The organism is Polynucleobacter sp. MG-27-Goln-C1, from assembly GCF_018881905.1.
Lineage (GTDB): Bacteria > Pseudomonadota > Gammaproteobacteria > Burkholderiales > Burkholderiaceae > Polynucleobacter.
Genome location: NZ_JACVPM010000001.1, coordinates 300505 through 319591, shown reverse-complemented (window position 1 = coordinate 319591; position 19087 = coordinate 300505). Strand labels below are relative to the sequence as shown.

Here is a 19087-nt window from a genome sequence, read left to right as displayed (position 1 = left end):
TGTATAAATTACTGGACTGAGAGCGAATTAAACATCGCTCATGAAATCGCCACCACCACTGTCATCCCATGAACTAGCGCCACCATCATCCCAAGAGCTGGCATCACGTACGCCAAAGTTTGGATCTAAAGATGCTGGGCCACTAACCTGATTCAAGTTAGGGTTAGAGCCGGCATTGGAATGGCCGTTATCGTGACCACCCATAAGATTGCTTGCTAGCGCTTGACCAGCATACATACCGGCGCCTAATGCGGCACCAGTTGCCAGACTGCCCATCAAACCGCTACCCATGCCACCTGCTGGTGCTCCAGGGTAACCAGGACCGCCAGGACCACCGGGATAGCCAGTTGGGCCACCTGGAGTACCAGGATAACCAGCGCTTGGTGCGTTGTAGACTTGCACTGCTTCTGCCTTACGACGTCTCATCACAATCATGACGCCAATCACCAAGATGGCAATCAGGCCCCAAAAGAGTGGATTACTAAAAATGGATGTCTGACTGGCAGCAGGCGCAACTTGAGTGCTAGCTAATTGCATCTGAAGTTTTTGTACAGACTCAGGTTGGGCAAACGGTAAACCAGGCGCCAAGTTTTGCGCTTTGATGAAATGATTGCGCGCCGCTTCTAACTTACCCTCTTTAAGGTAAAGCTCAGAAGCTACGTAGTGTGCTTTAGCGCTATTAGGATGGTTTTGCAGAACCTCTTGCATCATGGCATCAGCTTTAGCCATCTGCCCAGATTGCACAGCTTGATATACCTCAGGCAAAGTTGCCTCGGCAAATGCTGCGTTGCTAGTTAACAGTAGCGCTGCCGTAAATACGCCAACGAATACATTAATTACTTTACGAATTTTCATCAGGACCCCTTGTAGGATGTTTCGTGTGAATTTCATTATCCCTAGTTTGGGGATTTTTGCTATTCCCTACTTATATAGGGTCTTTAGATTGGATTTCAAGGGGCGCACCACTTCTTTAAGACTTGAATGCCCTTAATTTTTGTAGCCATATAAATTCATTGCTGATATGATTTAACGTAACTACAATATTTCCGATGAAATTATCTTATGATTCGGCTAAAAATGATTCCAATATTACGAAACATGGTTTGTCACTCTCCGAGGCGGAACTTATTGATTGGGACTCAGCTATTAGCTGGGTTGATCACAGAAAAGATTATGGCGAGGAAAGGCGTGTAGCGTTGGCCCTAATTAATAAACGCCTGCATTGTGTAGTTTATGTTGAGCTAAAAACGAGCGTGAGAATGATCAGCTTAAGAAGAGCAAATAACCGCGAGATGAATACCTATGAAGAAAAAACTAATTAGACATAGCGCCGCAGAAGATGCCGCAATCACCAAAGCCGCAATGGCAGACCCAGACTCTATCCCGTTCACCGATGAAGAGTGGGAGAAAGCCAGACCCACTATGGTTCGCGGTCGCGGTAGGCCCTTAGGCAGTGGAAGCAAAGAGCAGGTTACCCTGAGGATCGATAAGGATGTTTTAGATTTTTATAAATCTAAAGGCGAAGGGTGGCAAACGTTCATCAATCAGGTGCTGGGTGAAATTAAAAAAGAAGCTAAATCCATATCAGCTGTTGAGAAAAAAATCATCAAAGGCAATTTAATTTCCAGCAAACTCAAAATTGCTGCCTAAGAGAATTCTTAGACCACCTCTCGAATCTCACCCTTTGAAGAGATTAAGAAGGTCTTAGCAGGCTTATCCGGACGTATTCTGGCTAGCTCTTGTTTATAGTTATTGAGCTGTGCACGGTATTTATTGTGGGCTTCGCTACCCTCCTCAGGAATGGTGAGCTTGTAATCGAGAATAACCAAGTGATCCTCAAACTCTACTAAGCGATCCAGGCGGAAGCTTCTGCCGTCCAGACTTAAAACATCAATCTCATTCCAGGCCTGTACCCACTGATTTGCTGTGAGGTACTGCTGGAGCGCTTTTGCATTAAGAACAGTCGTCGCCTGGTCTAGCGCTTTGCTTGCTAACTCATTACTAATACCAAGCCAGCGAGCTATTTGATCTGCGCTCATGGATTCCGGAGCTGTTGCCCCGGTTTGATGGGTGAGGTGCTCTAGTAGGCGGTGAAAATGCACGCCCTCTTCCAATATTTTGGAGTTATCTGGTGCGCCGTCATCATCCTGGAAGACTTCAAGTGTCACACCACTTTCAATATCTTTGAGCAGCTGCTCATAACTCGCTTTAGCGGCACCCCAGGAAACCTCAAAGTCATCCATCATGAAATTGCTTGAATTGACTGTCTTCTGACCTGTTGGAGTTGGAATTTGGTTTTTTATTGGTGCGGGTTGATCTTCAAGAATGTTTAATTGGCCTAGCATCGCTCTGCCATACCAAGACTTCTCATCTAGACCTATAGGATTTTTTGCAGTGGATGCTTTTGCCACACCGCTAATCCAAAGCCCCTGCTTTGCTCTGGTCATTGCAACGTACAGCAGATTCCAGTTCTCATTCTTAGCTATGAGCAATTCCCGTTCACGTACTTCACTGCGGGGATTGGTTAAGGTGGCCGAGGTGTACATCGACAAATGACTAGGACTTTCGCTCTCGGGCGGCCAATCCAATAAGACACCGCGATGATCTGCCTTGCCTTCAGTGTGGTTAGCGTCCAGCATGATGACAAATGGTGACTCCAGGCCCTTTGCCCCATGAATCGTCATCATGCGAACGCGCTTATTTTTATCTTCCTCAGATAACTCGCTCTCTTCATCGAGCTCAACAAGATCTGCTTCCGCTTCAACATCACCCTCATCCGGAGTTTCATCATCGTCGCCGCGGCGGATGGTGTTGATCTCCTCAATAAAGCGACCCAAACTTGGGTAACGGCCACCATCCTGATTGAGTGCTAACTCAAGGAAGGCATCGAGATTTGCTAAGACTTGTGCGCGGGCAATCTCTTGAGAAGCGCTCGCGTATTTAATACGTAAATCACTTTCTTGATAAATGCGGTCGAGCAAATCATGTACTGGCAAGCGCTCACCTAGCACGCGCCAATGCTCTAAATAACGCGCCGCCTGTATCAAGCCTGCATCTGGACTATCTTGCAAAGCATCCCACCAAGAGCGATATTGATTCGATGCCATTGCCTTGGTGAGGGCTTGCATTTGGCTTTCGGTGAACGCAAAGATCGGGCTTCTTAACACCTGCGCGAGTGGCAAATCGTGGCGCGGCGTTACCAAGATCGTTAAGAGCGCAATAAGATCGTCAACCTCTAGAGTATTGAGTAATCCACCCAGTCTTGAGCTCTCGAATGCTAAACCTGCCTCACGCAGAGCGCGCTCAAATTGTGGGAGGTACTTGCGGCGCTTCACCAATAATAAAAAATCACTCTCTCTAGCCTTGCGCCAGACTTCTTTACCATTGACGCGATCAACTACAGGGCGCGTCTGGATGAGGTTCTGTATTAATGCGCTGACCTGCTGGCCCTCAACGTAGCGCTGAGTGATATCAGCAGTTTGTCGAGCATCCACAATCGCCTCTTCAAAGGCATTGCCGGCTCTTTGTTCCAACTCTTCGGCTTCGTATTTCACTAAAGGCAATAAATAGGCTTCACCTTCGCTTGAATACGATGCATCCGCAACACTTCCTGCGGGCGCTTTCCACAAAGTGTTTTGGGCGGTAAATGGATATGACACCGGCAATTGCTCAGTGCCAAAGATCTGATTTACTGCTTCGTTAATTTTTGGCGCATTACGGCGGGTAGTATTTTGATTTAATGCGGCTGCATTCATTTCTTTTACTAAGAAAGCCTGCGCATCATTAAACAATCTAGGGTCAGCGCGGCGGAATCGGTAAATCGATTGCTTAGGATCTCCTACGATAAAGACGGTAGGCTTAGATTCATCCTGACCGTAGCCTTCTAGCCATGCCCGCAGAATCTGCCACTGCAAGGGATTAGTGTCCTGGAACTCATCTACCAGAATATGTTTGTACTTTGCATCTAGCCTCGACTGTAAGTAGGCTGCATTAGCGGAGTCCGCCATTAACTGACCGACACCGATCTCCAGATCATCAAAGTCGCGTACACGCATCGATTCTTTGGTCGCACTAACGTGATCCATCATTGCGGCGCTCATGGCAAACCAAGCTTCATTTAGCGCAAAGGCTTCTTGCTCTTTATTCCAGGCAACAAATTCCAAGAAAGCCGTTGCCCAAGCTTGTTTATAAGTGACATGCTCTAGTTCGCGATCTAGCTCACCCTCTTTTTTGAGATGTTTCTTGAGGTCGCCTGCGGCTTTGTCATTCGAGGTGCGATTGGTGTCGTCTTGGGTCAAAAATACGGACTGCAATACCGCAACGATCTCCATCACATCCCCACCACTAACCTTGAGATTGATGGCGGCTTGAATAATCGGCGCATAGGCCATTTCTGTAGCGCTGCTATTACTAAAGCAACGATGTAGAAACTCTAAATCTGCTTTTGCGTTGATGGCATTCCACATTGCATTCAGTGGATTGTCAATCTTCAGTCTAGGCAAATCAGCTGTGAGTTTCTCAATAGGAGAAGTGCCATGGGCTTTGCATGCTTGCGAGAAGAATGTCCAAGCCCCTCTTTGCTTAAAGAGACTGTAATTACTCATCAGGAACTTCTGAGTTTCACTTGCACCAAGTGCCTTTAACAAGGTGTCGTAATGCGCCTGAATACCTTCGGGTAAATTGCCCCACCAGTCATCTAGGCACTCATCTTGCAAACGCTTTGCATCTTCGCGCAAACTAAAGCCCGGCTGTATGCCAGTTGAGATTGGCGCTGCACCTAAAAGCCTGCCAAACCAACCGTGGAAGGTATCAATCACAATGCCTTGCGGGCTTGCCAGAACTTTGGCATAAAGGGACTTGGCAGTAGGCAACAATGCTTTCGCCTCATCAGCACTCAGGCCACGCTCAGTTAAATGCCCAATCAGTTGCTCATCGCTCGATTGTGAAAATTCCTCTAGCAGGCGATAAAGTCGATCACGCATCTCTTGCGCTGCTTTACGGGTAAAGGTGAGCGCGAGGATCTCTTGAGGCTTGGCACCAGCTAAAAGTAGGCGAGTCATACGAGTGACTAACAACCAAGTCTTGCCGCTGCCTGCGCAAGCGGACACGATCACTGAACGATTGGGATCGCAAGCAACATCAACTGGGAACGTAGACTTACTCACCACATCCCCTTTCTGCAAATACCCCTAGCTTCGCAATACTGGCAAACGCTATCCGGTGCGAATGCTTTGAGCGGCTTTCCGGACCAGAGAGATTGCACATCCTCAGTGATTTGCTCAGAAAATTCTTGCATGAGTTCTGGCATTTCTGAAATGACTACAGAACGCTCAGCTTCATCCCCACCTTTTTTTACATCGGCCTTTAAAGCAACCCACTCAGCTGCATTCACTACGCGCCCAGGGATCTTCTTGCTCTCATTAGAAGCTCTGGCATAGATTAATAGCTGCGGATCATCCAGAACCACCTCGGATCGCCACTCAACTTTAGTGAGACTCTGGTTCTTATAGTCAATCACTGCTGCAGCCTTAGGGTCATGGGTGCTCACATCAAAGCGGTCCGCATAACCCTCTATACGAATGTGACGCTCATTTCCATCTACATCAGTGAATGGCAGATCAAAGCCGACCTTTACTTCAGCGTCGTAGAACTGCCAACCTTGAGCCTCACGATCTAACTGCCACTGAATAAAACTTGGGATTTGCTTTTGCCAATCTCTCAAGACACCCAAAACTCTGGCATCACCTTCAATTAAGCGCTTGAAGACCTGTTCTGAAATCAGCGTTAACTGATCTTGCATCCAAGCTCGGCGCAGTTCTGGATCAATGGTGATTGGTGAGGCAGATTTTTGCGCCTCGCTTTTCATAGCGTGATAGAAATTACGCAAGATCTTATGCAAAGTTTGTCCAGCTAGCGAGGCATCAAAGCCCTCTTCAAAGCCTTTGAGCTTACGTAGACCTAGCAAACTGCGCACGTAGTAGCGATATGGACAGTCACGTAATGCTTTGTAAGCACTCGGACTCATCGAGACTGGCATTGGTAAATCTGAATCCAATGTTGCGATCGCCATTTGGGATGGAGCCGAAGTTCCACTGCGAGGCGCAAATAATGTACTGGCATTTTGCGCCTGCCAATTCGGCAAATCAATTTGGAGCCTCTGAATCCATGCCGAAGGCCTCAGCGGCTCCCCACTCTTGCTCTTACTTTGCCAAAGGAGATCAACGCTGGGGAACGAGATGAGCAGTTGAGAGAGATCTCGCGCCTGCTGAATAAACTGAGCCTCAATGCTGGATCCACCCAAGAGTCGATTTAAAGCATCCGAGAAAAATAATGGCGGCTCAGAAAATGCAGGAAGTTGCTGTTCATCACAACCCACCATGACCACAGATTCAAATTCTCTAAAGCGGGTAGAACTCAACGGCAAGATGCTCAGGCTAGCTGCAGCACTAACGCCCTTCTCTTCATATGAAGATTCTTCAATGACTGTTTTTAATAGGCTGAGCCATTCATTGAGGCGCATCGAAATTTGCTGATGCTCAACATCAAAATCAAATGTTTCCAGCAGCTCAAGCAATTGTTTGCCAGCAGAATCTTTTTCTAAGCCCTGAGTCATTCCCATTTGAATAAGGTCATCCATCAGATATTGATGAGCTAGAGCGCAATTGATTTTGACTCCACGCCAACGATTGAGACGACCACGAATGGATTGCAGCAGCTCTAGCAAAAGTGGATTAGGTGCAGCGGAGCCGTGTGTGACCGATCCCTCAATCGCCATGTGGAAAGTCTCCCAGCCAGATTTAGCCTGGCTAGCAATCAAAATATCTTCAAGCTGCGCTACCAATCCATTTAAAGATTCTGCGTCACGCGTACTGTTGGGGTTAAGGCACTTTCCAAGATCTAAGAATGGGTTTTGCAAAAACTCCAATAGATCAGCTGCACTCGGCCCCTCAGATGGAGCGCGCAATAACTCGAGCCAGCTATTGAGCGCTGCTGCTGCTCTGGTGGTGGACAACTTCCAACCCGTTTCATCTTGAATCTTGAGTGATGGTCCAAGACGTGCCAGTAATGCACGCGCCCTTCTGGCAACGAGGCGATCTTGCGCTACCAGGGCGATGTTGGTTTTGCCATCTATTAACTGCTGCTCAATGGTTTTAGCTGTTGCCCATGCCAACTCTTCAAATCGCTTGGCGGCAATCAGATTCCAATGCTCTGGATGCGCATTGCTAATATTGACTTGGATAGCTTGCAGCTTTTGCTCTTCAGGGACGCTGGGATTGAAGGCTTCTGTCCAGAGCGCGACTGACTCCCAGTTCATCGTCACCTCAACTGCTGGTGCGAACTGCGCATAGTCCGCTAAATATCCCTGAATAAGCCGTTTATCAATCGGAGTTGGGTCTGCAGTCTCTACCCAAATCAAAGGTCTTGTATTTAAAAGTTTTGCATTTGCTTGAGAATTTTTCTTAGCAGCCTCCAGATAGGCGGCCATAGCAAATTGCTTTCTGAATGCGGGATCACTTGGGCTGGTGATGTATCTCCAAAATGTCAGAAGTACTTGCGCTTCTTGATCCACTACTTTTCTTGCAAGTACTGGATATGCCTGCCCAATAGTGCGATCCAATAATGGCTCCAGGGTCTCGATCCAAGATTGCGTATTTTGAGTAGCAAGCTCTTCTTGATTTGAGATCAATCGATTTAGCTCTTGCTGAAGGCTGGGCGCTATAGAGTTCGATAAGGTATCGCAGGCTGCGATGATGGCTTGGGCCAATCCCCACGAACCTGCCTCGGTTTCTGCTTTAAACCAGGATTGCAATTGCATATGTTTGCGCAGAGTGGCGTAAACAGATAACCAACGCTCTAGATCCGTGTGCTTCTTGGGGAACTTCCAGGCGCCTGGCGCTGCTTCAAGCCAGTCGTTAAAACTCATGACTTGGGGCAGGAAGGCAATGTGACTAGGCAGATCTTTAGGTCGATACTTTTCCAGGGCAGCTCTTACCCCCATTAATGGGCCTGCGGTACTTAGCACCACTAAGGGGCGCTGGTTTGTTTGCTTTGCACAATTCCAGATACCCTCGGCGAGCGACTTCAGAGCACTGGCATTGGGCGCTATTGCCCAAGCATGTTGCTGCTTTTGCTCGTTTAGGGTTGGGAATGGATGCGGCATTGAGGGTGGTTCTAGGGCTGGTTTTTTAGTATTTAGGCAGAAAGTGTGGCTTATTGCTAATATAAGCGTTGTAGAGCAATAACTATATAAAACTAAATAAGACTAATTAAGGAATTTTCATGAGTGCCGGCATCAAATATGTAACTGACGCTTCTTTCGAGCAAGACGTTCTCAAGTCCGATAAACCTGTTCTCCTCGACTTCTGGGCTGAGTGGTGTGGTCCTTGCAAGATGATCGGCCCTATCCTTGAAGAACTGGCTGGTGAATACGGCGACAAGATCCAAATCGCGAAGATGAACGTGGATGAGAACCAAGGCGTTCCCGCCCAATTCAACATTCGTGGCATCCCAACATTGATCCTCTTTAAGAACGGCACTGTTGCTGCTCAAAAAGTAGGCGCTTTGGCTAAATCCCAGTTGACTGCATTTATTGATAGTCATCTGTAAATAGTCCTTGATCACAGGTTCACTGGGTGAGCCTGTGGTTTTTAGCTGTTTTTAGTGTAGTATCTATTTCAACGCACTTTCAGTGCCCCGATCTTCGGCAATATTCCCAGCAATTTTCCCTCCCCTTCTTTTTTAGCAAACTCCCCAAAATTCTGTTTTTCCAATCTGTCTGATGTCCATCTAGACAGCGATACCCCAAAACACATCTACATCCTTATCTACACCCGAGAACCACATGCAATTATCTGAACTCAAAGTACTCCACGTATCCGCTCTGCTTGAAATGGCAGCCAGCCTGGAGATTGAAAATACACAACGTATGCGCAAACAAGAGTTGATGTTTGCCATCCTCAAGAAGCGCGCCAAGGAAGGTGAATCTGTTTTCGGTGACGGTACTTTGGAAGTATTGCCTGATGGCTTTGGTTTCTTGCGCTCACCAGATGCCTCTTACATGGCCTCTCCGGATGACATCTATATCTCCCCTGCACAGATCCGCCGCTTCAACCTGCACACTGGTGACAGCGTTGAAGGTGAGGTTCGCACCCCTAAAGATGGCGAGCGTTACTTTGCATTGGTTAAGGTAGACAAGATCAACGGTTTGGCTCCTGAGGCCTTGAAGAACCGCATCATGTTCGAAAACTTAACGCCTTTGCATCCGAATCGCGTCATTCAGTTAGAGCGCGACATCAAAGCTGAAGAGAATTTAACTGGCCGCATCATCGACATGATCTCCCCGATTGGCTATGGCCAGCGTGGCTTGATCGTGTCTTCACCTAAATCCGGTAAGACCGTGATGATGCAGCACATCGCTCATGCGATTTCTGCGAACAATCCAGATGCGATCTTGATCGTGCTGTTGGTTGATGAGCGTCCTGAAGAAGTTACTGAAATGCAGCGCTCTGTACGCGGTGAAGTCGTTGCCTCTACATTTGATGAGCCAGCTGTGCGTCACGTGCAAGTTGCCGAGATGGTGATTGAAAAGGCTAAGCGCTTAGTTGAGATGAAAAAAGACGTCATCATCTTGCTTGACTCGATTACCCGTCTTGCTCGTGCTTACAACACTGTTATCCCTTCATCTGGAAAAGTACTTTCTGGTGGTGTTGATGCAAACGCATTGCAACGCCCAAAACGTTTCTTCGGTGCTGCGCGTAACGTTGAAGAAGGTGGCTCACTCACCATCATCGCTACTGCCTTGATTGAGACTGGTAGCCGTATGGATGACCTCATCTACGAAGAGTTCAAAGGTACCGGCAATATGGAAGTTCACCTTGAGCGTCGCTTGGCTGAGCGTCGCGTTTACCCATCGATTAACCTCAACAAGTCCGGCACCCGCCGTGAAGAGTTACTGGTTAAAGCTGAAAACCTCCAGAAAATCTGGGTTTTACGTAAATTATTGGCCGATATGGACGATATCGAGGCGATGAACTTTATCGTTGATAAGCTCAAATCCACCAAAAATAATGGTGAATTCTTCGATTTAATGCGTAAGGGTGGCTAATTTAGACTCTCAGAGACGGTAAAAGTGCGCTTTGTTGTTGATTTCATGGCATAATTTCGCCTTTACCGCTTTAATAATTTGCATTTAACTTGGGTAAGTATTTAGGTCTTAGGACCCGAACGGCTGCCTGCTAATAGGACTTAATAATGAAACCTGGCATTCACCCCGAATATCGTGAAATCGTCTTTGTAGACGTTTCTAATAACTTCAGCTTCAAGACTCGCTCCACTATGTCTACTAAAGAGACAATCAAGTGGGAAGATGGCAATGAATATCCATTGGCCAAGATCGAGACTTCATCTGAGTCACACCCTTTCTACACTGGTACCCAGAAGATTATGGATACTGCCGGTCGTGTTGAGAAATTCCGTCAGAAATTCGGTACTAAAGCTGTTGCTAAAGCAACTGGCGATGGCGCTGCAAAAACAGCTGAGAAAAAAGCTGCTGCTGCAGAAGCTAAAGCTGCTGAAAAGCCAGCTAAGAAGAAGTAATAGGCTTACTCTACAAAGGGGCTGGGGTTTGGATATTCACTATTCACCCTCCCCTGCGAGATAATCAAGGCAGCGTTTGCTGCCTTTTTTATTGCTAGTTTTTTATGGTCAAACTCACCGCCGCCGCCACCACCTCCATCCCACGCATCATTATTTTTGCGTTGACCTTGGTCTATGGTTTTGCCGGCCTATTTGCGCGTGATCCCTGGAAGAACGAAGATGCCATCGGTTTTGGTGGCATGTGGACTTTGCAACATGGCAAAGCACTCGACTGGATTGTTCCGCATCTAGCTGGGCGCGATATCTCGCTTGGCTCACCTTTCCCTTACTGGCTAGGCGCCACCCTCATGGATCTATTTGGTCCATTGATTGGAGCAGCTAATGCTGCGCGCCTTTATGCGGCTGTTTGCTTCTTCGCCTCTGCATTGGCTATTTGGTACGCGACTTATCTATTGGGTCGTCGTCAAGAAGTTCAACCCATGGTCTTAGCAGTTGGTGGTCAGCCAGGTCGTAAAAACTATGGCATGACCTTAGCCGATGGTGCGCTATTGATTTTCTTGGCATGCGTCGGTCTTGCACAACGCGCACACGAGACTACACCAATGATGGCTCAGTTGATGGGCATCAGTATTGTTTTGTACGGCACAGTGCGTGGCCTGGATAAACCATGGCAAGGCGGTTTATGGACTGGCCTAGGCATTGCGATCGTTGCGCTTTCGAGCAATCTCACACTCAGCCTCATCATCGTCAGCTCCACCATCATTGCAGTCATTGCTAGTAATGCGAAGTTACGTTTTCGCTGGACTTTGACCAGTACGGTTTTAGGCCTCATTGGTTTTGCGATTTGGCCTGCGCTTTGGTATTTGGGTAACCTGACTCCAGAGTGGCGTCATATCGCTGAAGAAGGCTGGCGCAATATGCCGGAGATGCGCGCAACGCCTTCTATTGAATCCCTTGGATTTTTGAGCGTCAACTTCTGGGCTTATGCCTGGCCAGTTTGGCCATTAGCCATCATCTCCCTCGCCCATTGGGGTCGGGTCAAAGAAGCGGGTCAATGGCGCGCTCCTCACCTTTGCATTCCGCTTAGCTTGTTTATTGGTTGCTTAATTTATGTCCTTTTCAGACTAGAAGCCAATGAACATGACCTCATCATTTTGATCCCCAGCTTGTCGATCATTGCTGCGTTTAGTTTGCCGATTCTCAAGCGTAGCCTCATTAGCTTCATCGATTGGTTTGCGATGTTTAGCTTCACCATGATCGCTTTGGCTATTTGGATTATTTGGTTCGCTAAAGTAACCGGCTTTCCAGAATCTACTGCCGCCAATTTGGCGAGACTCCTACCGGGCTTTCAGGCGCAGTTTGACTACTTTGGTTTTGTTATTGCCCTCATCATTACTGGCGTGTGGTTAGCAATTGTGCGCTGGAGAACTTCACGCGCTCCAAAAGAAATCTGGCGTTGTCTCATCATCTCCGCATCTGGCACTACATTGATGTGGGTGTTGTTAATGACACTTTGGTTGCCAACGATTAATTATGCAAAGACTTATCGATATGTTTCTGATCGTCTGGTACAAATTATTGCCAACACACCAGGATGTATTGATACCAGCAATCTGGGTTCTGCACAGCTAGCTTCATTTAGCTACTTCACCAAACTACCTTTGCGTGATGATCCCAACTGCAATCTCATGCTGACCCATAACTCTTTAGAAGCTAAGGCATACGCTAGCCTCAATAAAAAGAAAATTGAATTGCTTTGGGAGGATCGCCGGGCATCTGACCGTGATGAGCGTCTGCGCCTCTATCAAATTACCCCTGCTGGTAAAGAATAATACGTGTTGCACTTTAAGTTATCGCGTTTGCGCGAGGACATCCCCTCCCTATTAAAACTTGCTGGACCATTGTTGATTGGTCAGCTGGCAGTGATTACCTTTGGCGTTTTAGATACCGCTATGACAGCGCGCTACTCCGCTGACGACTTAGCTGCACTTGCAATGGCATCCGCCATCTTTATTAGTATTTATGTTGGTCTCACTGGTGTAATCTCCGCCCTCGCCCCAATCGCTGGCCAACTCTTTGGGGCTAAGCGTTTTGGTGAGATCGGTGAAGAAGTACGTCAAGCTACTTGGCTAGCGGTGGGCCTCACCTTATTGGGTGGCGCCATTCTGCTCAACGCGGATCATCTGCTGCAAATCTCTCAAGTCACACCCGATATTGAAGGCAAGGCTAAGTTGTATCTCAATATTCTTGCCATTGGTTTACCTGCCAGCATGGCAATGCGTGTGCTGATGGCGCTGCACAATGCTGTTTCTAGACCAGCAGTAATTACCGTAGTGCAACTGATTGGTTTGGGCTTAAAGCTGCCGCTCAACCTACTATTCATTTATGGTGGGCTTGGCATTGAAGGCATGGGTGGACCAGGTTGTGCTGTAGCTACCGTCATCATTAATTGGTTTTGGCTCATCATCACCCTCAGCTTTGTGCTCTTCGATGGCTTCTACAAGCCATTTAAGATCTTTGCGCGCTTTAGTTGGCCAGACTGGCATCGCATCTGGACCTTACTGAAATTGGGTGCACCCATCGGCTTTAGCTATTTGATTGAAGTGACATCATTTACTTTTATGTCGCTCTTCATTGCGCGTCTTGGTACTACTGCTCTAGCTGGTCACCAAATTGTGGCTAATATGGGGACGGTAATTTATATGGTGCCCTTATCCCTATCTATTGCAACGATGACATTAGTCTCTCAATCGATTGGAGCTAACAAGCAGGAGCGTGCTGAAGAGATTGGCTGGTCATCAGTCTTCTTCACAACTACTCTGTGTATTTCGATTGGTATTGCGGTATGGATTTTCCGGGTTCAACTTTTAGATCTCTATGATCCACCGGCAGAAGTGAAAGTCTTTTCGATTCCGCTATTTTTGTTTATCGCTTTTTATCAAGTGTTTGATGCCTTGCAGATTACTGCGGCATTTATTCTGCGCGCGTACCGCATCGCCTTCTGGCCAATGTTGATTTACGCAGGCTCACTGTGGGGTGTAGGCTTGGGTGGCGGCTACTTGATGGGGTTCAATGTCTTTGGCAATACACCAGAGTTTTTACAAGGCGCTAATGGCTTTTGGGCTGGTAACAGCATGAGCTTAGGATTAGCCGCACTACTTTTACTCTACCTCTTTAGAAAAACAGCGGCGCGCTTTGAGAAAACGCATCCGCCGGTTGAGGTTTAGTCGAGATTCAATTCCAGCAATTAGATTTACTGAATAGGTTTAAATCCATTTGGAGGCATTGATGGCTTGCCTTGGGGAATGTTGTATCCATTATTATTACCGCCACCGCCACCAAAGTTTTGAGTTGGATAACTAGGTACCTGATTGCCTTTGGAATACATACACTGCTGATAAGCGATGTTGTATTGAACCTGCCCCTGATTTTGCTTACCGGAGGAGTTCATGGCACCTAAAGCGGCGCCACCAAGTAAACCAATGCCTGCGCCAGTGCCAATATTCTGGCTACTACCACCCTGAATCACTGCACCAGCAGCCGCACCTAAAGCGGCGCCAATGGCTGCACTAGTTGCACCCTCTTTAAGAGCTGCATTACTAGTGTCCTTAATCGCGTTTGCAGCGAACTCACGACACTGTTGATCTTCTTGCTGAAAGACTTCAAAAGGTTTGCCCTCACGCGGCATGATTGCCACAGTTGGGCCCGTTGGCGCAGAGACGCAAGCAGCTAAAGAGCTGATGAGCGCCAATGTCAGTACGGTACGTTTCATATTGATTCCTTAAATCGGATAACTATTTAATTGTGACTACGTTGCCGTGTCGATACATTGCCAGATGGTGGCATTGCTGGCTGAGTCTGCCATCCAGATGCGCAACTTTGTACATATGGAAAATACTGCCCACTCGCTTCACAGTAATACCAAACTGGAGGCTGAGGTTGAGAAGCTAAAACCATAGGCTGCTGTGGCGCTGCATAAGTAACTACCGGCGGACTTGCATAAACCACGGGTGGAGCATAGTAGCCAGCCCCATAGGGATAGCCATAGCCAGCGCCGTAATATCCGCCACGCCAACCTGGACCCCAGCCACCACCCCAACCAGGGCCGTAAGCTGCTGGGCGCCAACCGCCTCCGTAACCGCCCCCAACAGAGACAGCCCAGCCCACATTACCCGCTTGAGCCGCTACCGGAGCAAGGGTAAATAGACCTGCTGCTGCAAAGAGCGTCAGAACCGCTTTAGACAAAACTGAGTTGTATTGCTTTTGGCTTGTTTTCATAGTGGACCCCATTAATTGGTCGCCTCCTACTACCTTTAACGCTTCACCCAAATCCAGGCTGACAAGAATTGGGCTTTTATTGGAATATTTATCACTTCAGCTTTTAGACTAATTACTCTAATTTTGCGCCTGATTTGTAAATCACTCTACCCCATTTATTGGTCTCAGCTTGAATCAACTTGGAAAGCTCTTGGGGGCTTCCTGGAGCAGGATCTAAACCACTAGCCAGCAACTTTTTTCTAACATCAGGCTGATTGAGGGTTTGGCGAGTCAAGGTATTTAAGCGCTTTTGCAAGGATGGGGGCAGATTGGCGGGTGCCATGAGCGAGAACCAAGATGTTGCCTCAAATCCAGGCAAGCCTTGCTCTGCCATGGTCGGAATCTCCGGAGCTGCTGGAGAGCGCTTTAAGGTGGTGACTGCCAAAGCCTGCACCTCACCCGCCTTGATCAGAGGCAGTGATGATGAGAGGTTATCGAAGAGCATGGAAATCCGACCACTAATCAGATCCGGCAAAGATTGAGCCCTGCCTTTATAGGGAATGTGCCGAATCTGTACTCCAGTCATTTCTTTAAAAAGTTCGCCAGACATGTGCAAGGAAGTGCCGACACCAGAAGAGCCAAAAGTAAGTTCATTGGGTTTGGCTTTGGCCAGCTCAATCAGTTCGTGCAAATTACTCACGCCTAACTTCTTATTGACCACCAATACATTAGGCGTGCTCGCCAAGAAACTAATGGGTGTGAAATCATTAATCGGATGAAAAGACATCTTGTCATAGAGCGCGCCGTTAATGGCATGGATACCCACCGTACCAATCAGGAGTGTGTAGCCATCTGGTTCACTCTTTGCCACAATATCGGCGCCGATATTGCCGCCATAGCCAGGGCGGTTTTCTACGAGGACCGGTACACCTAAACTTTGTTGCCAACTCTCAGCCAGTACACGCGCCAAAATATCGGGAGCTCCACCAGGAGTGAATGTCACCACAATCCGAATCGCTTGTTTAGGCCAAGCAGTATTGGTTTTAGCAGTTTGAGATTGAGCGGTATTGGCAAAGCCCAAGCAAATCAGTAGAACCGCCAAACCCTTAACCACCCTAGAGGTGATCAGCATGACATCACTCACACGAACTTAAAAACCAAAACGAGTGCGCAACCAGATCCATCCGTCATATTTAACGGGATCATCAGCACAAGGGCCAATGCCGCATTCCAACAGCGTGGAAGCGAGGTTAGCAAAGACTAAAACAATAAATAGAATGATTAAAGTATTTGCAAACAGCGAGCGTGAGCGCACATCACGGTTAGGCAACATCAAAAGAATCGCAAGACCAGCTAACAAGCCAACGTAGCCTACGTATGCCCAAGTATAAAAATGCAACTCGAGAAAAGTTTTTCCAAATCCTTTGTCACCCGGAAGAATGTGCAGGAAAACTTGGCGCAAGGAAACCATCATCCCAGTTAAGCCGCCGATGATACCCCAACCGTAGTGAGAAGAATGCGCACCGAAACGAATATTCAGAACTAGTGCAAACCCGATGATGACAAAACCCATGCGCTGCATTAAGCACAGCGGGCAAGGTAACTCACCAAAATAGAGTTGATCGACAAAGGCATAAGACAACATGCCAATAATCGCAACTAGAGCCAGTTGATTGCCAAGGGCGGCTAATGAAGGAAGGGAATGTTTACTCATGTTCGTTACAGACTGATATTGAGATGGTCGGTCGCATGAATGCGAAACCAGAACATGAGGATGCCAAGGGTAATAGCAAGCATCACTAAACCAGCCAGACGCTTCTCAAACCAAACAAGGACAAGGCCGATAAAGGCTGTCAGGAAAGGTAGGAACATGTACATAAATGAATTCTATCCTAGGTCGTTCTAGAACTTGAAAACAAGCTGTTTAAAGGGTCTTTTGTATAGAATGCAGTCATGAACACCACCCCACCCTGCATCGACTTCCAGCTCGATGGGCCCATTGCCCGCATTACATTTAATAATCCTGCCGCACGCAATGCCTTGACCTGGCCGATGTATGAGGAACTCAAACGTCTTTGCGATGACTTGGCGAGTAGACCAGAAATCCGGGTAGCGATTTTTAGGGGTGCCGGTGATAAAGCCTTTGTATCCGGTAGCGACATCCAGCAATTTATAGATCTCCAAGAGAATGAAGCATACGAAGTTGCAGTGGATGCGATTTTTCACTCTTTGCAGCACTTACCTATTCCAACCATTGCACTAATCGAGGGCTTGGCGGTTGGCAGTGGTTTACTCATCGCCACCGCATGTGATTTCAGAATATCAACCGATGATGCGCGCTTTGGTATTCCAGTCGCAAAAACTTTAGGTAACTGTTTATCGCCAAGCAATCTATCTTGGATTGCTAATCACTTAGGTGTACCGATGGTGAAGCGGATGTTGCTTACTGCAGAACTGATCAAGGCACCCGAATTACTGAACTCAGGCTACCTGTATCAAACTACTACTCCTGAGGATATTGCGCAAGCAACTGAATCCTTAGCCATCAAATTGGCATCGCTTGCCCCAATTACCCAGAAGGCAAGTAAGGTAACTTTAGCTCGCTTAATGGAAAGTAATTTACCGGATTGCACTGAACTTATGAGAGAGACCTACAACAGCGTCGACTTCAAAGAAGGGGTTAATGCCTTCCTTGAAGGACGCTCGCCAAAGTGGATTGGCAAGTAATTTTTTAAGACTGTTTGCGTGTATTAAACAATCTTAATTTTGAGTGGCGTAAGACCTTCGACGCTTCCCTCAAGTACATCACCTTTTTTCACAGGGCCAACACCTGCAGGCGTGCCAGACATAATCAAATCGCCTGGCTCGAGGGTGAACAAAGTGGATAAGTAAGCGATAGTGTCAGGAATATTCCAAATCAATTGGTTTAAGTTACCCTCTTGACGCACTTCACCATTAACCAATAGCTTGACCACGCCCTTATTCGGATGTCCGAACTGAGCAGCTGGAGTAATTGCCGCACAAGGAGCGGATTGATCAAAGGCTTTACCAGTATCCCAAGGGCGCCCCATTTTCTTGGCTTCGCCCTGTAGGTCACGACGAGTCATATCTAGACCAACACCGTAACCATAAACATGCTCTAGCGCTTTATCCGCTGGAATATTAACGCCACCTTTACCGATAGCAACGACCATCTCGATTTCGTGATGAACATCATTCGATAGATTTGGATATTGCATATCTTTGCCATCAGCTACGATTGAATTGGCTGGCTTCATGAAAAAGAATGGTGGCTCACGATCAGGATCATGGCCCATCTCACGCGCGTGATCAGCATAGTTGCGACCAACGCAATAAATACGGTTCACAGCAAAACGACGGGTGTCACCCACTACAGGGAGGGATGGAACGATTGGTGGGTCAATAACGTATGCAGCGCTCATAAATAGCCTTTCTAATGAATGTCTAGTTTTTTAATAATTATTGTGTGAATTAATTATGACATTACTTGAGTCAATGTCATTTATGACCACTACTTCGGAGTTTGAGCAGCAAAATGCTGAGGGCCAAAGCAAAGGTCAAGGCATTGGCCAAGATCAAGGGCCACTTTTCAATAATGATGCCGTAGATAAGCCATAAGCCAACGCCTACAGTAAACAAGCTATACATACCGAGCGAGATTCCAGAGAGGTCTCGGGTGCGCCAGGATTGAATGGCCTGAGGCAGAAAAGCAATCGTTGTCAAAAATGCAGCGCAGTAGCCAATGATCTCAATCTGATGTGGCTGTAAATTCATGCAATTACTGCTTTTGATTTAAGCCGGCCTTACGGGATTCGATTTCTTTATTGATTGATACCAGAGTTTTTGCATCAGGCGTCTTCCAATTACCGCCTGCCTTATTAGCCATATAGGCTACGGCATCAGAAAACGTTTCAATGGTCATATTAGGAACGCCCCCTTTAGCAGGCATCTGCCTTACACCAACATAGGCATGCGCTGTCAGAGTCACTTGACCCTCAGCAATCAAAGGGGCCCACTTGGTTTTGTCACCAAACTTGGGGGCATTTAAAACGCCAGAAGCATGGCAGGCAGCGCAAACCTGTTTATAAGTATTTTCACCTGGCTCAGCGAACGCATTCAAGCTAAGAGTACAAGCAGCAGTAAATAATATGTGGCGAAGAGATAAATTCATAAGGGCACCAATGAGGAGTTAATTGTTATTTATGACAATTTA

General features: G+C 47.2%; 19 protein-coding genes. 8 read left to right on the top strand and 11 right to left on the bottom strand.

The window, feature by feature from the left end:
* Nucleotides 1-27 precede the first annotated feature (27 nt).
* Nucleotides 28-855, bottom strand: coding sequence for a tetratricopeptide repeat protein (locus ICN14_RS01670; protein ID WP_216224372.1), 828 nt, complete (start codon nucleotides 853-855; stop codon nucleotides 28-30).
* A 194-nt stretch (nucleotides 856-1049) separates the two neighbouring features.
* Here ICN14_RS01670 and ICN14_RS01665 point away from each other — a divergent pair, with 194 nt between their 5' ends.
* The gene (locus ICN14_RS01665; RefSeq protein WP_216224370.1) at nucleotides 1050-1322 is read left to right on the top strand and encodes a BrnT family toxin; all 273 of its coding nucleotides are present in this window, start codon (nucleotides 1050-1052) and stop codon (nucleotides 1320-1322) included.
* Nucleotides 1303-1650, top strand: a complete 348-nt coding sequence (locus tag ICN14_RS01660; protein ID WP_216224369.1) for a BrnA antitoxin family protein — start codon at nucleotides 1303-1305, stop codon at nucleotides 1648-1650. The genes ICN14_RS01665 and ICN14_RS01660 overlap by 20 nt, the downstream gene beginning before the upstream one ends.
* Before the next feature lie 8 nt (nucleotides 1651-1658).
* Here the strand turns inward: ICN14_RS01660 and ICN14_RS01655 are convergent, their stop codons facing one another.
* Entirely contained in the window at nucleotides 1659-5165 is a 3507-nt protein-coding gene (locus tag ICN14_RS01655; protein WP_370624793.1) for a UvrD-helicase domain-containing protein, read from the bottom strand.
* A complete protein-coding gene (locus tag ICN14_RS01650) occupies nucleotides 5162-8161 on the bottom strand; it encodes a PD-(D/E)XK nuclease family protein (protein ID WP_216224367.1) in 3000 nt (999 codons plus the stop codon). Before ICN14_RS01650 ends, ICN14_RS01655 begins: the two co-directional genes overlap by 4 nt.
* Nucleotides 8162-8280: 119 nt before the next feature.
* On the opposite strand from ICN14_RS01650, the gene trxA reads away from it, so the two are divergent.
* The 5 genes from trxA to ICN14_RS01625 all read left to right on the top strand — a co-directional run bounded on the left by trxA (nucleotide 8281) and on the right by ICN14_RS01625 (nucleotide 13823).
* The gene (gene trxA, locus ICN14_RS01645; RefSeq protein WP_062309025.1) at nucleotides 8281-8607 is read left to right on the top strand and encodes a thioredoxin TrxA; all 327 of its coding nucleotides are present in this window, start codon (nucleotides 8281-8283) and stop codon (nucleotides 8605-8607) included.
* A 235-nt stretch (nucleotides 8608-8842) separates the two neighbouring features.
* Nucleotides 8843-10105, top strand: coding sequence for a transcription termination factor Rho (gene rho, locus ICN14_RS01640; protein WP_046330324.1), 1263 nt, complete (start codon nucleotides 8843-8845; stop codon nucleotides 10103-10105).
* A 146-nt stretch (nucleotides 10106-10251) separates the two neighbouring features.
* Complete coding sequence (locus ICN14_RS01635; protein WP_015421284.1) at nucleotides 10252-10596, top strand: type B 50S ribosomal protein L31; 345 nt, start codon at nucleotides 10252-10254, stop codon at nucleotides 10594-10596.
* Nucleotides 10597-10700: 104 nt separating this feature from the next.
* Nucleotides 10701-12428, top strand: coding sequence for a glycosyltransferase family 39 protein (locus ICN14_RS01630; protein ID WP_216224365.1), 1728 nt, complete (start codon nucleotides 10701-10703; stop codon nucleotides 12426-12428).
* Nucleotides 12429-12431: 3 nt separating this feature from the next.
* A complete protein-coding gene (locus ICN14_RS01625) occupies nucleotides 12432-13823 on the top strand; it encodes an MATE family efflux transporter (protein WP_216224363.1) in 1392 nt (463 codons plus the stop codon).
* 26 nt (nucleotides 13824-13849) lie between these two features.
* Here the strand turns inward: ICN14_RS01625 and ICN14_RS01620 are convergent, their stop codons facing one another.
* From ICN14_RS01620 to ICN14_RS01600, 5 genes are all read right to left on the bottom strand, one after another.
* Nucleotides 13850-14368 (bottom strand): hypothetical protein, encoded by a 519-nt coding sequence (locus tag ICN14_RS01620; RefSeq protein ID WP_216224361.1) that lies wholly within the window; start codon nucleotides 14366-14368, stop codon nucleotides 13850-13852.
* A gap of 26 nt (nucleotides 14369-14394) precedes the next feature.
* Nucleotides 14395-14874, bottom strand: coding sequence for a hypothetical protein (locus ICN14_RS01615; RefSeq protein WP_216224359.1), 480 nt, complete (start codon nucleotides 14872-14874; stop codon nucleotides 14395-14397).
* Nucleotides 14875-14986: 112 nt separating this feature from the next.
* On the bottom strand, nucleotides 14987-15985 hold the full coding sequence (locus ICN14_RS01610) for a tripartite tricarboxylate transporter substrate binding protein (protein WP_216224962.1): 999 nt from the start codon (nucleotides 15983-15985) through the stop codon (nucleotides 14987-14989).
* Nucleotides 15986-16003: 18 nt separating this feature from the next.
* On the bottom strand, nucleotides 16004-16567 hold the full coding sequence (locus ICN14_RS01605) for a disulfide bond formation protein B (protein ID WP_216224358.1): 564 nt from the start codon (nucleotides 16565-16567) through the stop codon (nucleotides 16004-16006).
* Between the two features lie 5 nt (nucleotides 16568-16572).
* Nucleotides 16573-16725 (bottom strand): DUF5993 family protein, encoded by a 153-nt coding sequence (locus ICN14_RS01600; protein WP_216224357.1) that lies wholly within the window; start codon nucleotides 16723-16725, stop codon nucleotides 16573-16575.
* Nucleotides 16726-16806: 81 nt separating this feature from the next.
* On the opposite strand from ICN14_RS01600, the gene ICN14_RS01595 reads away from it, so the two are divergent.
* Entirely contained in the window at nucleotides 16807-17580 is a 774-nt protein-coding gene (locus ICN14_RS01595; protein WP_216224356.1) for an enoyl-CoA hydratase/isomerase family protein, read from the top strand.
* A gap of 23 nt (nucleotides 17581-17603) precedes the next feature.
* Here ICN14_RS01595 and ICN14_RS01590 read toward each other — a convergent pair whose 3' ends face one another.
* The 3 genes from ICN14_RS01590 to ICN14_RS01580 form a co-directional block, all read right to left on the bottom strand.
* Nucleotides 17604-18296 carry a fumarylacetoacetate hydrolase family protein gene (locus ICN14_RS01590; protein WP_216224355.1) on the bottom strand — a complete coding sequence of 231 codons (693 nt, stop codon included), beginning with the start codon at nucleotides 18294-18296 and terminating at the stop codon, nucleotides 17604-17606.
* Between the two features lie 76 nt (nucleotides 18297-18372).
* Nucleotides 18373-18648, bottom strand: a complete 276-nt coding sequence (locus ICN14_RS01585; RefSeq protein WP_216224354.1) for a SemiSWEET transporter — start codon at nucleotides 18646-18648, stop codon at nucleotides 18373-18375.
* Between the two features lie 4 nt (nucleotides 18649-18652).
* On the bottom strand, nucleotides 18653-19045 hold the full coding sequence (locus tag ICN14_RS01580) for a cytochrome c5 family protein (RefSeq protein ID WP_216224353.1): 393 nt from the start codon (nucleotides 19043-19045) through the stop codon (nucleotides 18653-18655).
* Nucleotides 19046-19087: the final 42 nt, after the last annotated feature.

Coding starts and splice junctions, on each gene's coding strand:
- ICN14_RS01585 (WP_216224354.1), bottom strand. CDS start 18,648: ATGAATTTACAGCCACATCAGATTGAGATCATTGGCTACTGCGCTGCA.
- ICN14_RS01590 (WP_216224355.1), bottom strand. CDS start 18,296: ATGAGCGCTGCATACGTTATTGACCCACCAATCGTTCCATCCCTCCCT.
- ICN14_RS01615 (WP_216224359.1), bottom strand. CDS start 14,874: ATGAAAACAAGCCAAAAGCAATACAACTCAGTTTTGTCTAAAGCGGTT.
- ICN14_RS01600 (WP_216224357.1), bottom strand. CDS start 16,725: ATGTTCCTACCTTTCCTGACAGCCTTTATCGGCCTTGTCCTTGTTTGG.
- ICN14_RS01630 (WP_216224365.1), top strand. CDS start 10,701: ATGGTCAAACTCACCGCCGCCGCCACCACCTCCATCCCACGCATCATT.
- ICN14_RS01620 (WP_216224361.1), bottom strand. CDS start 14,368: ATGAAACGTACCGTACTGACATTGGCGCTCATCAGCTCTTTAGCTGCT.
- ICN14_RS01610 (WP_216224962.1), bottom strand. CDS start 15,985: ATGCTGATCACCTCTAGGGTGGTTAAGGGTTTGGCGGTTCTACTGATT.
- trxA (WP_062309025.1), top strand. CDS start 8,281: ATGAGTGCCGGCATCAAATATGTAACTGACGCTTCTTTCGAGCAAGAC.
- ICN14_RS01580 (WP_216224353.1), bottom strand. CDS start 19,045: ATGAATTTATCTCTTCGCCACATATTATTTACTGCTGCTTGTACTCTT.
- ICN14_RS01665 (WP_216224370.1), top strand. CDS start 1,050: ATGAAATTATCTTATGATTCGGCTAAAAATGATTCCAATATTACGAAA.
- ICN14_RS01595 (WP_216224356.1), top strand. CDS start 16,807: ATGAACACCACCCCACCCTGCATCGACTTCCAGCTCGATGGGCCCATT.
- ICN14_RS01670 (WP_216224372.1), bottom strand. CDS start 855: ATGAAAATTCGTAAAGTAATTAATGTATTCGTTGGCGTATTTACGGCA.
- rho (WP_046330324.1), top strand. CDS start 8,843: ATGCAATTATCTGAACTCAAAGTACTCCACGTATCCGCTCTGCTTGAA.
- ICN14_RS01605 (WP_216224358.1), bottom strand. CDS start 16,567: ATGAGTAAACATTCCCTTCCTTCATTAGCCGCCCTTGGCAATCAACTG.
- ICN14_RS01635 (WP_015421284.1), top strand. CDS start 10,252: ATGAAACCTGGCATTCACCCCGAATATCGTGAAATCGTCTTTGTAGAC.
- ICN14_RS01650 (WP_216224367.1), bottom strand. CDS start 8,161: ATGCCGCATCCATTCCCAACCCTAAACGAGCAAAAGCAGCAACATGCT.
- ICN14_RS01660 (WP_216224369.1), top strand. CDS start 1,303: ATGAAGAAAAAACTAATTAGACATAGCGCCGCAGAAGATGCCGCAATC.